The organism is Pseudomonas sp. FP1742, assembly GCF_030687145.1.
GTDB lineage: Bacteria > Pseudomonadota > Gammaproteobacteria > Pseudomonadales > Pseudomonadaceae > Aquipseudomonas > Aquipseudomonas frederiksbergensis_D.
This window is the reverse complement of record NZ_CP117460.1, coordinates 3,044,910-3,058,847: the sequence shown is the minus strand read 5'-3', so window position 1 is coordinate 3,058,847 and position 13,938 is coordinate 3,044,910. Positions and strand designations below refer to the sequence as shown.

Genomic DNA, 13,938 nt, shown 5'->3' with positions numbered 1-13,938 from the left:
TCAAAGCAGCCCGACCTTGACCAGCATCGCGCGCAGGCGTCCGTGCTCCTCGTCGACGAATTTGCCGAAATCATCTCCGGTCAGAATGCTGGGTGACCACGCATTGGTTTTCACGTTTTCTTGCCAGACGGTGCTTTTGGTGGCGGTCAACACCGCTTCCGTCAGCTCTTTGCGCTGTTCAGGCGTGAGGCCCGCTGCGCCGTAAACACCCCGCCAGTTGCCGATCGTCACGTCGTAGCCAGACTCTTTGAGGGTCGGTGCATCGATGCCGTCAACACGGTTGGGCGCGCCGATGGCGAGCAAGCGGAACTGCTTGGACTGCACGTATTTGGCCAGCTCGGCGTAGCCCCCGGTGATCACCGTGATATGGCCGCCCAGCACCGCGGCGACGACTTCGCCGCCACCGGCGAAGGCGACGTAATTCACTTTGTTGACGGGCACATCCATTTTGCTCGCCAGTTCGGCGATACCGATGTGGTCGATCGACCCCTTGGAGCCACCGCCCCATTTGATGTTGGATGGGTTGGCCTTGAAGTCTTTGAGCAAGTCTTCCAGGGTTTTGTAGGGAGAGTCGTCGCGTACGGCGATTACGTTGTATTCGGTAAACAACCGGGCGATCGGCGTCACGTCCTTCAAGGTGATTTGCGGTTTGTTCTGCTCGATGGACGCCACCATGATCGCACCGACCACGATCAGCGCATTCGGGTCGCCCTTGGTGCCGTTGGCAAATTGTGCCAAGCCGAGGGTGCCACCGGCGCCCCCCTTGTTCTCGAAGGTGACGGCTTTGGCCGTTTTGGCCTCGACCATGGCTTTACCCAACACCCGTGCGGTCTGGTCATAACCACCACCGACCGAGCCCGGGGCCATGAACTTGACGGTGTCCAGCGCAAACACAGGGGATGCGAGCGCGGCGGCGGTAATGAAAGCGGCGAGGTTGCTGCTGAATCGACGGGCCAGTGCAAACATGAGACGTCTCCGGATAACCGTTCTTGTTGTTGTCGATCAGGGAATAGTCCCTGCTCGGTGAGCATGCGTCTGCAAATAAGCGTAGGTCATAGTTGTGTTTATTGACGGCCTTTACACGGTCTGCCGACCACCTTTGTGCTAATGCGCCTTGAATCAAAAACAGCACATCGACTCAATATCTGCGTCGAAATCTGCGCAACCATGGGCCTTGTGAACCAATCCACAATCCACTTGCAAGGACATCATCATGGCCATCGCAAAAGCAGCACCTGGCAAAACCCTGCTGAACCCGACCGACCACACCCTGATCATGATCGATCACCAATCGCAAATGTCCTTTGCGACCAAGTCGATCGATGCCGTCACCCTGCGCAATAACGCCGCACTGGTGGCCAAGGCAGCCCGGGGCTTCAAGGTGTCGACCATCCTCACCACCGTCGCCGAGAAGAGCTTCTCCGGCCCGATCTTCGACGAAATCAAATCGGTGTTCCCGGAACACAAAGTGATCGACCGTACCAGCATGAACACCTGGGAAGACGAGCGCATTGCCGTTGAAGTCAACGCCATCGGCAAACAGAAAATCGTCCTGGCCGGTCTGTGGACCTCCGTGTGCATCGTTGGCCCGGCACTGTCGGCCCTGGACCAAGGCTTCGAGGTTTACTTCATCGCCGATGCCTGTGGCGATGTCTCCATCGAAGCCCATGAAATGGCCGTGCAACGCATGATCCAGCTCGGTGCCCGCCCAATGACATCGCTGCAATACCTGCTTGAACTGCAGCGCGACTGGGCACGTAGCGAGACGTACGACGAGACGGTGAAAACCTCCATCGCCAACGGTGGTGCCTATGGTCTGGGCCTGATCTACGCCAAGACCATGTTCCACGCCTCTGAAGGCCATTGAGAATAAATAGCGACTCTTCGGAGTCGCTGTTTCAGGCGGGAGATTAATGATGTTTTCTTTACCAACCCTCCCGCGCATTTCCGGGCGGAAGGACGTACCCAGGGCGTCCTTCTGGCTCTTCGTATTTTTTGCCGGAACAGCCCTGGCGGATGAGGCACCGGATTCCGCGCAAGGATTTCTCGAAGGCGGGAAGCTTGAAGTGCTCAGTCGAAATTTCTTCCTCAACAGCGACTACCGCTCACCCCAGCCTTCGGGCAAGAACTACAAACAAGAGTGGGCTCAAGGCTTTATCGGCTCATTTGAATCTGGATTCACCCCCGGCACGCTAGGTTTCGGCGTCGACAGCCACGCTTTTATGGGGCTGAAGCTCGACGGCGGCAAAGGGCATTCGGGAACCGGGTTACTGCCGCTGGACAGTGACGGTCGCAGCGAAGACAACTATTCCAGTGCCGGTGGAGCACTGAAAATCAGGGCCTCCCGAACCACCCTGGCCTTCGGTGAAATGACCGTGGAAACCCCGGTGTTCGACACTGCCGACAAACGCCTGCAACCGGAATACGCCACAGGCTTTCTGTTGAACAGCAACGAAATCGACGACATGAAACTGGTGGCGGGTCATTTCACGGCGTTCAAGAATCAGGACAACACAACAAGCAAGGGCAACTTTTACGGCTACGGCGCCAACACCGAAGCCGGTGGCATCACGTTTCTGGGCACCGACCTGTTCACGCACAGTCCTGTCGGCGGCGCCTTATACGCCTCCGAGCTGAGCGACACCTGGCACCAGTATTACGCCAACCTGCACCTGAAACAGTCCGCCGTGTTCCTCGACGCCAACCTGTACCGCACGCAGGACACCGGCAAGGCGCTGGCCGGCGCCATCGACAACACCGCCTACAGCCTGTCGGGCAAATACACCCTTGATGCCCATGCCTTCACCCTGGCCTGGCAACGCATCAATGGCGACACACCGTTCGACTTCGTCGGTGGCGACTCCATTTACCTGGCCAACTCGATCAAGTACGCCGACTTCAACGGCGCCCATGAACGCTCCTGGCAGGCACGCTACGACCTCGACCTCGGCGCTTATGGCATCCCCGGCCTGAGTTTCATGACGCGTTATGTCAGGGGCAGCGACATCGACGGCACCCGTGCGCCCAAGGGTGGGGCCTACAACCCGTTCGACCCGACCATCGGCGAGTACGTACCCCAACAGGGCGATGGCGGGCGGCATTGGGAGCGCGACATCGACCTGCGCTACATCGTGCAGTCAGGCGCCGCCAAGGGGTTGTCAATGCAACTGTCCCATGTGTCTCATCGGGCCAACACCGCTCAGGCGGGCGATGACATCGACAGGGTTTACGTCGTCATCCAGTACCCACTGACCTTCGGGCATCTGTGATTCAACCTCACCGTGGAAATGGCGGAAGGCAGCCGGAGTCGAACCTGCCCGGGAACGGATGCCGTCCCCAACCGGGTTTGAAGCCCGGCCGCGCCACCGGGCGCGATTGCCTTCCTTGAACTCAGCCTGCCGCTTGTTGGGCCAGTGCATTGTCGAGCCGCAGGTGGCGCCGGTCGCCAAAGCGGCGGGTCAGGCCGATGCGGTCGAAGTATTCAAGAATCTGAATACTGCGCTTGCGCCCCAGGCCCACCGCATCGCGAAATGCGGCGACCTGAATCACCGGGTTATCGCTGGCCAGTTGCACCAGCATAGCCGCCAATCGGCGCAGCAGCGTGTCGGTGTAAAACAGGTCGCGAACGATTTGATGCAGCAGTCCCAACCGCGCCATCTTGCGCAGCAGCAGGCGCACGGCAGCTTCGTCATGGCCGGTGGCTTTAGCCAGATCACGCACCCACGGCGGATCGAAACCCGCCTGTTCGAACAGCGGCTGTAGCTGTTGCCACAGGCTTTCGTCGTCCTCGCTCAAACGCACTTGATGATCGGGCAAATGCAGCCACGGGCCGCTGGCCACGATGGCTCCGCTGGCCAGTAATTCGTCGAGCAGACTGATGAAAGTCGAGCGATCCAGTACCGTGCCGGCGAAGCGACGCAGGCGATCCCGGTCCGGTCCCATCTGGTCCGGTTCGAGTTGATGAAAACGTGCGAGGTGTTCCAGCAGCGGCGCTTTCAAGGCTTCCCAACGCACTGCGCTGAACAGCAATGGCCCCTGCCGTGTATCGATCATGCACACGTCATCGGGCAATTCCCAGGTCTGGCGCGGACGATTGAACTGGCGCTCCAGACGCTGCGGATCGAGCCCGTTGTCGCTGTTGGCCAACAGCGCCGGCAGTGCTTCTTCCAGGCGGTTGGTGGTGGCCAGCGCTTGCAGTTGTGCCAATCGTTCGAGGCTACGGCGCTGTCGGGCCGGGGCGAACGGGTCGAGCACCCGCCCACCACCGAGGGTGCGTTGGGCGCTTTGGTCGCGCAGGATCAAGCGGTCGCCCTTCACCGCCAGTACCGGCGCATTGACCAGCAGTTGCGCGAACATCTGCTCCCCCGGGGCCAGGCTCGCGCCCTCCAGCAAGGCCACTCGCCCCGTGATGTCCTGGGTGCCGAGATGCACATGCACCGGTTGAAAGTGTTCGAAGCTTCGCGCTTCGCTGGCTAACACCGTCATCTCGATATCCAGGCGCTGAGTGGGCGCATGCAGCCATTCGGCCAACAGCCAATGGCCACGATGAATCTGCTCCAGGGCCAAACGCTCGGCACTCAGGTTCAGCGCGACTCGCTGCCCGGCCATTGCGTTGTCAGCCGCCTGGTTCTGTGCATGCAGGCCACGCACCCGCACTGGTTTACCCAGCGGGCTCAACACCAGCGTATCGCCCACCGCCACCTGGCCGGACAACGCCGTACCGGTCACCACGATACCGGCACCAGCCACGCTGAAGGCCCGATCAATCGCCAAACGAAAACCGCCGCTGGCGCTGCGTTGAACAACCTCATGCTGCGCATCCAGCAAAGCCTGACGCAGAGTCTCGATACCCTCGCCAGTGACACTCGACAGCGGGATTTGCGGCGCGCCGGCATACGGTCCGGGCGCCAGTAATATTTCGATCTGCTCACGAACAGCCCGCACCCGAGCCGGGTCAACCCGGTCACACTTGCTGATTGCAATCAGCGCCCGAGGAATGCCCAGCAACTCGACAATCGCCAAATGTTCGCGAGTCTGGGGCATGACGCCGTCATCGGCCGCTACCACCAGCAACACCAGATCAATCCCTTGAGCGCCGGCCAACATGTTGTGGGTGAAGCGCTCATGGCCGGGCACGTCGATAAAACCGGTCAGGGCGGCGCCCGGTTCCAGCGCCGCATAGATATAGCCCAGGTCGATGGTCATGCCACGTTCGCGTTCTTCGCGGCGACGATCACCGGCCTGCCCGGTCAGTGCCTGGAGCAAGGAAGTCTTGCCGTGATCGATATGCCCCGCCGTGCCGACAATCACCCGTCCCGGCCCTCCTCCTGCAGTTGATCGAATTGCGCCAGCTGATTGAGCTGCGCCAGCCAGGCTGCTTCGTCGTCGAGTTGGCGCACGTCGAGCCACAAGGCGTCATCGTCGATACGCCCGAGCACGGGAATCGGTAACCGCCGGAACGCCGCCTCCAGCCCCAGCAAGCGTCGCCCCCGCAGCCGTTTTGAAACGTTGGGGCGCAGGCATAACGCCGCGCTTGGCAACCGGGCCACGGGTTGGCTGCCACTGCCGATCATGCCCAGTGCCGGCACCGGGCTGACGCTCCAGCCATCGCCCAACACCTGCGCCAATGACGGTTGCAAGCGTTCGGCCTGGGCGAGGATGTCGGCTTGGGGCCGGGTCAGCAAGCGCAGGCTCGGCAGGCGTTCGGCCAGACGATCGGGATCGCGGTACAGCGCCAACACCGCTTCGAGAGCGGCCAGGGTCAGTTTGTCGACCCGCAGTGCCCGCTTGAGCGGGTTCTTTTTGATCTTCGCGATCAACTCTTTGCGACCGACAATCAGCCCGGCCTGGGGGCCGCCAAGCAGTTTGTCGCCGCTGAAGGTGACGATATCCGCGCCGTCGAGCAGTGCCTGGCGCACCGTCGGTTCGGCGGGCAGGCCCCAGCGGGTCAGGTCCAGCAGGCTGCCGCTGCCGAGGTCTTCGAGCAAGGGCAGTCCGTGGCGGTGAGCCAGTTGCGCCAACTCCGCCGTCGGCACCTTTGCCGTGAAGCCTTCAATGCTGTAATTGCTGGCGTGTACCCGCATCAGCAGACCACTGCGCGGACCGATGGCCGCCTCGTAGTCCCGGGCATGGGTGCGGTTGGTGGTGCCCACTTCGTGCAGTTTGACCCCGGCTCGGGCCATGATGTCGGGTATGCGAAACGCGCCGCCGATTTCGATCAGCTCACCACGGGAAATAATGCCTTCCTTGTGTGCGCCCAGGCTGTTGAGGGCCAGCAACACCGCTGCGGCGTTGTTGTTGACCACGGTGACCGCTTCGGCGCCGGTCAGTTCGCGGATCAAGCCCTCGATCAAGTCGTCCCGGTCGCCGCGCTTGCCGCTACGCAGGTCGAACTCCAGATTGAGCGGATAACGGGCGGCCAGTTGCACGGCTTCAATGGCTTCCTCCGGCAACAATGCCCGCCCGAGGTTGGTATGCAGCACCGTACCGGTGAGGTTGAACACCCGCCGGACCTGGCTGCGATGCTGAATCGCCAGACGCTCGCCCGCCCTGCCCGCCAATACATCGGGGGCAATTTCAATGGCAGCCAGTTCACCGTTGTGCACCGGCTCGCGCAAGTCATCGAGCAATTGCCGCAGGCCGGCCAGCAGCGCATCGCGCCCGTAACGCTCGGCCAGCGGTTGGCAGGCGGGATGGCGCAGCAAGCTGTCGATGGAAGGCAGCCGCAAGGCGTGGCTGGCAGACGTTGCGCGCATCAGAGGCTCCCGGAAGCGATTGACCGTCGCGTCTGAGTGTAGCCCCTGAGCTGACAGGTATTAACTCAGTCGCCTCCGGGCGCGAGCATCAGGTTCGGCGCGGGCCGCTGGTAGCCTTCCTGCTCCAGACGCATGTCCAGCATCAGGCTGGACAGGTCCGCCGACAGGGCTTCGGCTTCGGCGTCGTTTTCCAGGTAGATCAGTTTCAGGTAGCTGTTGCAGCCGGGGCAGACCTCCGCCCGCAGCGGTGCCTGATTGGCGGCGTGCCGATCATCCTCGAAGCTGACGTATTCAAGCCCCTTGCTCTGTTCGCAATACACGCATTTGACCCGCACCACATGCCATTCGCAGGCGCACAGCGAGCACACCAGATAACGCAAACCGTTGTATTTGCCGCGATGACGAATCACCCCGGCCATCGCCGGCGAACCGCAGGCCGGGCATTGGCTGAGGCTGTCGCCATGCTGGCGCTGCAGATGGAGTTCAAGGTTGGGCGTGCGGAGCAGCCAATGGCTCCAGGCCGCTTGCAGCGCGGCACCGAGAAACGGCACCAGCGCTGCCGGTAGCAGGGAATACTGGCCGCTGACCAGGGCAATCGCCCAGGCTTTGCGTTGCCCGGCGTTGGCATTGCGCAAGGTCGCCAACGCGGTGCCAATCGCCGGTTGAGGCGGTGCCTGATAACGCTGCAGCAAGGCGTCGAGATACGGCAACCAAACGTCTTCACGCGCCAGGCTGTCGGCGGCGAACGGTGGCAAGCCGTGTTGCTGGCACAGCCGCAGGCGTTCGGGATCGGGGGAGGCCGTCACAGGCGGGTCGTCCATCAGCTGCTGCTGGACATGACACAACCCCGCGATCAACCGCAGGTAGTCCGCCATGGGATGGCCGTCCGCCAAACGTTCCAGGCGCAACGCGCGCAAGGTGAACAGGTTGTTCGGTGGCAGGTACAGAAACGGCGGTGAACTCGCCGCCGCTTCTATCTGCCCAGGCTCGAGGATCGTGGCCAAGGGGTTATCCTTTTTTGCTGATCGGTCGCTCAGGGGTTTCGTCACCGGTCACTTCCCGGTACCAGAGCTCATGGTGTTTTCTCGCCCAGGCGCGGCTGACCCGGCCACGCACCATGGCGTGGACCGAACCGCGAATCCAGATACCCGCATAGACGTGGACGATGATGCTCAGCACCAGGATGAACCCCGCCAACGCATGCAGCAGCATCGCCCAGCGAATGCTGGTAATGCCGAAGTACGCGCTGAACCAGGCACGCCAGATCACCAGCCCGCTGAACAGCAGCACCAGCATGCAGCTCAGCAATACCCAGAACAGCAGCTTCTGCCCCGGATTGTATTTGCCGATCGGCGGCACGCCCTCCTCCTCGTTACGGATCACATGCCCGACACGCCTGAGCCACAGCCGGTCGTTGGTGATGAAGTAGTTCGCCCGCCAGAAACTGCACACCAGGCCGAGGAACAGCACAAACATCGTCACGCCCAGGTACGGATGCAGAATGCGCGTCCACGAACCACCGCCAAACAGGTTGCTGAGCCAGAACAGCCCCGGATGGAACAAGGCCAGCCCCGACAGCGCCGCCATGAGAAACAGAATTGCCACCAGCCAGTGATTGGTGCGCTGGTTGACGGTATAGCGCAGGATCGGTTTGTCGTTCATGGCCTGTCCTCCCCGCCCGGTTTGCTCGGATCGAAGGTGTGCACCGACGGATCGAATTCATGCACGGCGGGGTCGACGGTGGTCGGATGTTCGTCCTCCTCGACCAGTTGTGGGCCGACGCGCACGTAGTGGAAGAACCCGGCCAGCACCGCCGCGCCCATGGCCAATAGCGCCAGGGGTTTGCTCAGGCCTTTCCACAGGTCCACCAGCGGACTGATCGCCGGGTGATCCGGCAAACCGGCATACAACCTGGGCGTGTCGGCATGGTGCAGCACATACATGACGTGGGTGCCGCCGACGCCCTCGGGGTCGTACAAACCGGCGTTGTCGAAGCCACGGCTCTTGAGGTCGACGATGCGTTCGGCGGCGTGTTCCTTCATGTCTTCCTTGGTGCCGAACACGATGGCCCCGGTCGGGCAGGTTTTCACACAGGCCGGCTCCAGCCCCACCGCCACCCGGTCCGAACACAGCGTGCATTTGTAGGCCTTGTGGTCCTTTTGCGAGATGCGCGGGATGTTGAACGGGCAACCGGTGATGCAATAACCGCAGCCGATGCAGTGGTCCTGATCGAAGTCGACGATACCGTTGGCGTGCTTGATGATCGCGCCGGGGCTCGGGCATGCCGCCAGGCAACCGGGTTCGGCGCAGTGCATGCAGCCGTCCTTGCGGATCAGCCATTCGAGGTTGCCGGCGTCGGTTTCATGCTCGGTGAAGCGCATCAGGGTCCAGGTGTCTGCGCTGAGGTCGTGGGGGTTGTCGTAGGTGCCGAGGTTGTGACCGACGTCGTCGCGTAGCTCGTTCCATTCCGAGCAGGCGACCTGGCAAGCCTTGCAGCCGATGCACTTGGTGGTGTCGATCAGCTTGGCCACTTCCTCCTGGGTGCGCACCGAGGGCGGCACGGTGGTGGTGGCCGAACGGGCGATGATGTCTTGGCTGGCCATTTAGACTTTCTCCACGTTGACCAGGAATGACTTGGATTCCGGGGTCTGAGTGTTGCCATCGCCGAGGAACGGCACCAGGGTGTTGGTCAGGTAACCGTGGCGGGTGGCGCCGGTGAAACCCCAGTGCAACGGGATACCGATCTGGTGCACCACCTGATTGTTGACCTGCAGCGGACGAATCCGCTTGGTCACCACTGCCACCGCTTCGATATGCCCGCGCTTGCAACTGACCCGAACCCGGTCGCCGGCGGCAATCCCCTTCTCCTTGGCCAGCGCCTCGCCGATCTCGACGAACTGCTCGGGCTGGGTCACGGCGTTGATCGGGCAATGCTTGGTCCAGAAGTGGAAGTGTTCGGTCAGCCGGTAGCTGGTCGCCGCGTAAGGGAAGTCCTTGGCCTGGCCCAGGGTGTCCCAGACCGAATCGAAGATCCGCCCGGCCGGGTTGCTGGTCGCCTGCTTGTTGGTGGGGTGCATCGGGTTGATGCCGATGGGCGTCTCGAACGGTTCATAGTGTTCGGGGAATGGCCCTTCGTTCATCTTGTCGAGGGCGAAGAACCGCGCCACGCCTTCGGGGTTCATGATGAACGGGTTCATCCCGGCTTCCGGCGGCACATCGACCTTGTAGTCGGGCACGTCGGTGCCGGTCCAGACCTTGCCGTTCCACCACACCAGCCGTTTTTTCGCATCCCACGGTTTGCCCTGAGGGTCGCACGAGGCGCGGTTGTAGAGAATCCGTCGGTTCGCCGGCCAGGCCCAGGCCCAGCCCAGGTTCTGCTTCATGCCGAAAGGATCGCTGTTGTCACGCCGGGCCATGTTGTTGCCCTGCTCGGTCCAGCTGCCGCAGAAGATCCAGCACCCGGACGCCGTGCTGCCATCGTCCTTGAGCTGGCCGAAGCTGGACAGTTGCTGACCGGCCTTGACCACCGCACCCGAGGCATCGGTGACATCGGCAATGGCGTAGCCGTTGAATTCCCGGGCCAGTTCTTCCGGCGTCGGGTCCTCCGGCACTTTGTAGGGCCAGTCGAGCTTGAGGATCGGCTCGGCCCAGGCGCCGCCGTTGGCCTGGTAGCGCTGGCGCAGGCGCATGAACAGCTCGGCCATGATTTTCACGTCGGTGCGCGCCTGCCCAGGGCCATCGGCGCCCTTCCAGTGCCATTGCAGCCAGCGACCGCTGTTGACCAGCGAGCCGTTTTCTTCGGCGAAACAGGTGGTGGGCAGGCGGATGACTTCGGTCTGGATGTCGGCCGTCTGTACATCGTTGTAAGGCCCGACGTTGCGCCAGAACTCCGAGGTCTCGGTGGCCAGTGGGTCCATCACCACCAGCCACTTGAGTTTGGCCAGCGCCTTCATCACCCGGTTCTTGTCCGGCAAGGCGGCGATGGGGTTGAAGCCCTGGCACATATAGCCATTGACCTGGCCCTTGCCCATCATGTCGAACATTTTCAGGATGTCGTAGCCGGGAATGTCCAGCTTCGGCAGCCAGTCGTAGCCCCAGTGATTCTCGGCGGTGGCATTGGCGCCGTACCAGGCCTTCATCAGGCTGACGTGGAACTTGCCGTAGTTCTGCCAGTAGGACATCTGCCCGGGACGCAGCGGCTTGAGGGCGCGCTTGGCGATGTAGGCGTTGTAGTCCTGTTCGGCTTCGGCCGGCAGGGTCAGGTAACCGGGCAGCAGGTTAGACAGCAAGCCGAGGTCGGTCAGGCCCTGGATGTTGGAGTGCCCGCGCAACGCGTTGACGCCTCCGCCCGGCATGCCGATGTTGCCCAGCAGCAGTTGCACCATGGCCGCGCTGCGGATCATCTGCGAGCCGATCGAATGCTGGGTCCAGCCCAGGGCATAGAGAATCGTCATGGTCTTGCCCGGTTGCGCACACGTGGCGATCTCTTCCCAGATTTTCTTCATCGCGTCCACGGGCATGCCGCAGACCTGACTGGCCAGCTCCAGGGTGTAGCGGCTGTAATGCTGCTTCATCAATTGATAGACGCAGTGTGGGTCCTGCAAGGTCGGATCGACTTTGGCAAAGCCGTCCTCGCCAATCTCATAGCCCCAGCCGGACTTGTCGGTGTAGCTGCGCTTGCTCGCATCGTAACCGCTGAACAAGCCGTCCTCGAAACCGTAGCCGGCCTTGACGATGAACGACACGTCCGTATAGGCCCGCACGTACTCGTGCTGGATCTTGTCTTCGGTCAACAGGTAATTGATCAGCCCGCCCATGAAGGCGATGTCGGTGCCGGTGCGGATCGGTGCGTAATAGTCAGCCACCGAGGCCGTACGGGTGAAACGCGGGTCGACCACAATCAGCCGCGCCTTGTTGTGGGCTTTGGCTTCGGTCACCCATTTGAAACCGCAAGGGTGCGCTTCTGCGGCGTTGCCGCCCATCACCAGAACCAGATTCGCGTTGGCGATATCGGTCCAGTGGTTGGTCATGGCTCCACGGCCATACGTCGGGGCAAGACTTGCCACCGTCGGGCCATGTCAGACACGTGCCTGGTTATCGAACCCCAGCATGCCCAGACTGCGAATGACCTTGTGGGTGATGTAACCCGCCTCGTTGGACGAGGCCGACGCTGCGAGGAAACCGGTGGTCAGCCAGCGGTTCACCGTTTGCCCCTGGGCGTTCTTCTCGATGAAATTGGCGTCGCGGTCGGCCTTCATCAGGTCGGCGATGCGATCCAGCGCTTCATCCCAGGAGATGCGCGTCCACTCCTTGGTGCCGGGCTTGCGCACCTGCGGGTATTGCAAGCGGCTGGGGCTGTGAATGAAATCGAGCAGGCCTGCGCCTTTGGGGCAGAGGGTGCCGCGATTGACCGGGTGGTCGGCATCGCCTTCGATGTGGATGATGCTCTGGGCGACATTCTTCGCGTTATCGCCCTGGCTATACATGATCAAGCCGCAACCGACCGAGCAATACGGGCAGGTGTTGCGGGTTTCATGGGTATGGGCGAGCTTGAAATGACGCACTTGTTCGGCGAAGGCTGGCGTCGGGGCCATGCCCAGCGCGCCGAGGGTGGATCCTGCAAGGCCGAGACCAGCGACCTTGAAGAACTGACGACGGTTGAGGTCCATCGTGCACTCCTGATCAGGTGGAATGTGGGAGCGGGCTGGCTCGCGAAAGCGGTATGTCAGGCGACATCAATGTTGACTGTTCCGCCGTCTTCGCGAGCAAGCCCGCTCCCACAGGGATTTTGCATAACTGACTGGCATTGTGCGTTGGCCGGTTTTTACGGTGACGGTAACGGAACTACCGCCAATTAGAACTTTAGACAATGTTGTAGTACACCGTCTGAAAACCGACCGTCGGCGGCTTACCGGTCATGCCGTGCTGCGCAACTCGCCAGCAGCAAAGGTTGGCGCTTATCATGAGCGCCGGATTAACCCCTCTGCCTTTTATGAGACTGAGCATGACTTTCGATTTTGATCAGGTGTTCGACCGCCATGGCACCGGCAGTACCAAGTGGAGCCGTTACCCGGCCGACGTATTGCCGATGTGGGTCGCTGACATGGACTTCGCCGCGCCGCCCGCGATCATTCAGGCCCTGCAAAAACGCCTGGAACACCCGATGCTCGGTTACAGCGTGGCCCAGGATGAATTGCGTGACGCCATCGTCGCCGACCTGTGGAGCAAGTACGCCTGGCGTGTGCAACCCCAGGAACTGGTGTTCCTGCCGGGTATCGAGTCGGGGTTCAACATGGCCCTGCATGCGCTGGTTCAGCCGCAGCAGAACGTGGTCGTGCAGACGCCCAACTACCCGCCACTGCGCCATGCGCCGGCCCATTGGCAGTTGAACAAAATCGAACTGGATTTCAACACGCTGGCCGATGGTACGTATGCCACGCCACTCGATGCCTTGCGCCAGGCACTGCAAGGCGGCGGAGCGTTGCTGCTGAGCAATCCGCATAACCCGCTGGGCAAGGTTTTCCCCCGGGAAGAATTGCAAGCGGTCGCCGATATCTGCCTGGAGCAGGACGCCTGGATCATCTCCGACGAGATCCACGCCGAGCTGTGCTTCGACGGGCGCGTGCACATTCCCACTGCCTCGCTCAGCCCGCAGATCGCCAAGCGCACCATCACCCTGATGTCGGCGAGCAAGGCCTACAACATCGCCGGCCTGAAGACGGCGTTCATGATCATTCAGGACGCCGCGCTACTCCATCGCGTCAACCACGCCCGCTGCGGCATGGTCGACAGCGTCAACCCGCTGGGCCTGGAAGCCACTCGCGTGGCTTACAGCGAAGGCCGCCCATGGCTGACCGAACTCATGGCCTACCTGCAAAGCAATCGGGATTATCTGGTGGAAGCGGTTCGCACGCGGTTGCCGGGCGTAACCATGAACGTGCCCCAGGGCACTTACCTGGCGTGGCTCGATTGCACGGCGCTGGAACTGGACAACCCGCAGCAGTTCTTCCTCGAACAGGCCAGGGTCGGGCTGAGCGCCGGGCTGGACTTCGGCGATAACACCGGGCAATTCGTGCGCCTGAACTTCGGCTGCCCACGGGCGTTGCTGGAAGAAGGGATCGCGCGGATGGAGCGCAGCTTGCGTCACCGCTGACTCTTCCACGAACTCAAGAACAACACGGAT

Annotated in this window: 10 protein-coding genes and 1 tRNA gene; 3 read left to right on the top strand and 8 right to left on the bottom strand. The window is 61.9% G+C overall.

Going from position 1 to position 13,938, the window contains the following annotated elements; all coding sequences use genetic code 11:
* A complete protein-coding gene (locus tag PSH64_RS13505) occupies nt 1-966 on the bottom strand; it encodes a tripartite tricarboxylate transporter substrate binding protein (RefSeq protein ID WP_105341641.1) in 966 nt (321 codons plus the stop codon).
* A 247-nt stretch (nt 967-1,213) separates the two neighbouring features.
* Between PSH64_RS13505 and PSH64_RS13500 the strand changes: the two genes are divergently transcribed.
* Both PSH64_RS13500 and PSH64_RS13495 read left to right on the top strand, forming a co-directional pair.
* Nucleotides 1,214-1,867, top strand: coding sequence for a hydrolase (locus PSH64_RS13500; protein WP_105341643.1), 654 nt, complete (start codon nt 1,214-1,216; stop codon nt 1,865-1,867).
* A 49-nt stretch (nt 1,868-1,916) separates the two neighbouring features.
* Nucleotides 1,917-3,269 carry an OprD family porin gene (locus tag PSH64_RS13495; RefSeq protein ID WP_305480941.1) on the top strand — a complete coding sequence of 451 codons (1,353 nt, stop codon included), beginning with the start codon at nt 1,917-1,919 and terminating at the stop codon, nt 3,267-3,269.
* Between the two features lie 19 nt (nt 3,270-3,288).
* Here the strand turns inward: PSH64_RS13495 and PSH64_RS13490 are convergent.
* The 7 genes from PSH64_RS13490 to fdnG form a co-directional block, all read right to left on the bottom strand.
* Nucleotides 3,289-3,384, bottom strand: a tRNA-Sec gene (locus PSH64_RS13490).
* A gap of 6 nt (nt 3,385-3,390) precedes the next feature.
* The gene (gene selB / locus PSH64_RS13485) at nt 3,391-5,310 is read right to left on the bottom strand and encodes a selenocysteine-specific translation elongation factor (RefSeq protein WP_305480940.1); all 1,920 of its coding nucleotides are present in this window, start codon (nt 5,308-5,310) and stop codon (nt 3,391-3,393) included.
* Complete coding sequence (gene selA, locus PSH64_RS13480) at nt 5,307-6,755, bottom strand: L-seryl-tRNA(Sec) selenium transferase (RefSeq protein ID WP_105341648.1); 1,449 nt, start codon at nt 6,753-6,755, stop codon at nt 5,307-5,309. Before selA ends, selB begins: the two co-directional genes overlap by 4 nt.
* A gap of 65 nt (nt 6,756-6,820) precedes the next feature.
* Complete coding sequence (gene fdhE / locus PSH64_RS13475) at nt 6,821-7,759, bottom strand: formate dehydrogenase accessory protein FdhE (RefSeq protein WP_305480939.1); 939 nt, start codon at nt 7,757-7,759, stop codon at nt 6,821-6,823.
* Between the two features lie 4 nt (nt 7,760-7,763).
* The gene (locus tag PSH64_RS13470; protein WP_305480938.1) at nt 7,764-8,417 is read right to left on the bottom strand and encodes a formate dehydrogenase subunit gamma; all 654 of its coding nucleotides are present in this window, start codon (nt 8,415-8,417) and stop codon (nt 7,764-7,766) included.
* Nucleotides 8,414-9,358 (bottom strand): formate dehydrogenase subunit beta, encoded by a 945-nt coding sequence (gene fdxH, locus PSH64_RS13465; RefSeq protein WP_105341656.1) that lies wholly within the window; start codon nt 9,356-9,358, stop codon nt 8,414-8,416. Before fdxH ends, PSH64_RS13470 begins: the two co-directional genes overlap by 4 nt.
* Entirely contained in the window at nt 9,359-12,424 is a 3,066-nt protein-coding gene (gene fdnG, locus PSH64_RS13460) for a formate dehydrogenase-N subunit alpha (protein ID WP_305480937.1), read from the bottom strand. It abuts the gene before it with no gap.
* Nucleotides 12,425-12,759: 335 nt separating this feature from the next.
* On the opposite strand from fdnG, the gene PSH64_RS13455 reads away from it, so the two are divergent.
* Nucleotides 12,760-13,908, top strand: a complete 1,149-nt coding sequence (locus PSH64_RS13455) for a MalY/PatB family protein (RefSeq protein ID WP_305480936.1) — start codon at nt 12,760-12,762, stop codon at nt 13,906-13,908.
* Nucleotides 13,909-13,938: the final 30 nt, after the last annotated feature.

Excerpts from the sequence above, each read along its gene's own strand:
- PSH64_RS13505 (WP_105341641.1), bottom strand. The coding sequence starts at position 966 with ATGTTTGCACTGGCCCGTCGATTCAGCAGCAACCTCGCCGCTTTCATT.
- PSH64_RS13500 (WP_105341643.1), top strand. The coding sequence starts at position 1,214 with ATGGCCATCGCAAAAGCAGCACCTGGCAAAACCCTGCTGAACCCGACC.
- PSH64_RS13495 (WP_305480941.1), top strand. The coding sequence starts at position 1,917 with ATGTTTTCTTTACCAACCCTCCCGCGCATTTCCGGGCGGAAGGACGTA.
- selA (WP_105341648.1), bottom strand. The coding sequence starts at position 6,755 with ATGCGCGCAACGTCTGCCAGCCACGCCTTGCGGCTGCCTTCCATCGAC.
- PSH64_RS13470 (WP_305480938.1), bottom strand. The coding sequence starts at position 8,417 with ATGAACGACAAACCGATCCTGCGCTATACCGTCAACCAGCGCACCAAT.
- fdxH (WP_105341656.1), bottom strand. The coding sequence starts at position 9,358 with ATGGCCAGCCAAGACATCATCGCCCGTTCGGCCACCACCACCGTGCCG.
- PSH64_RS13455 (WP_305480936.1), top strand. The coding sequence starts at position 12,760 with ATGACTTTCGATTTTGATCAGGTGTTCGACCGCCATGGCACCGGCAGT.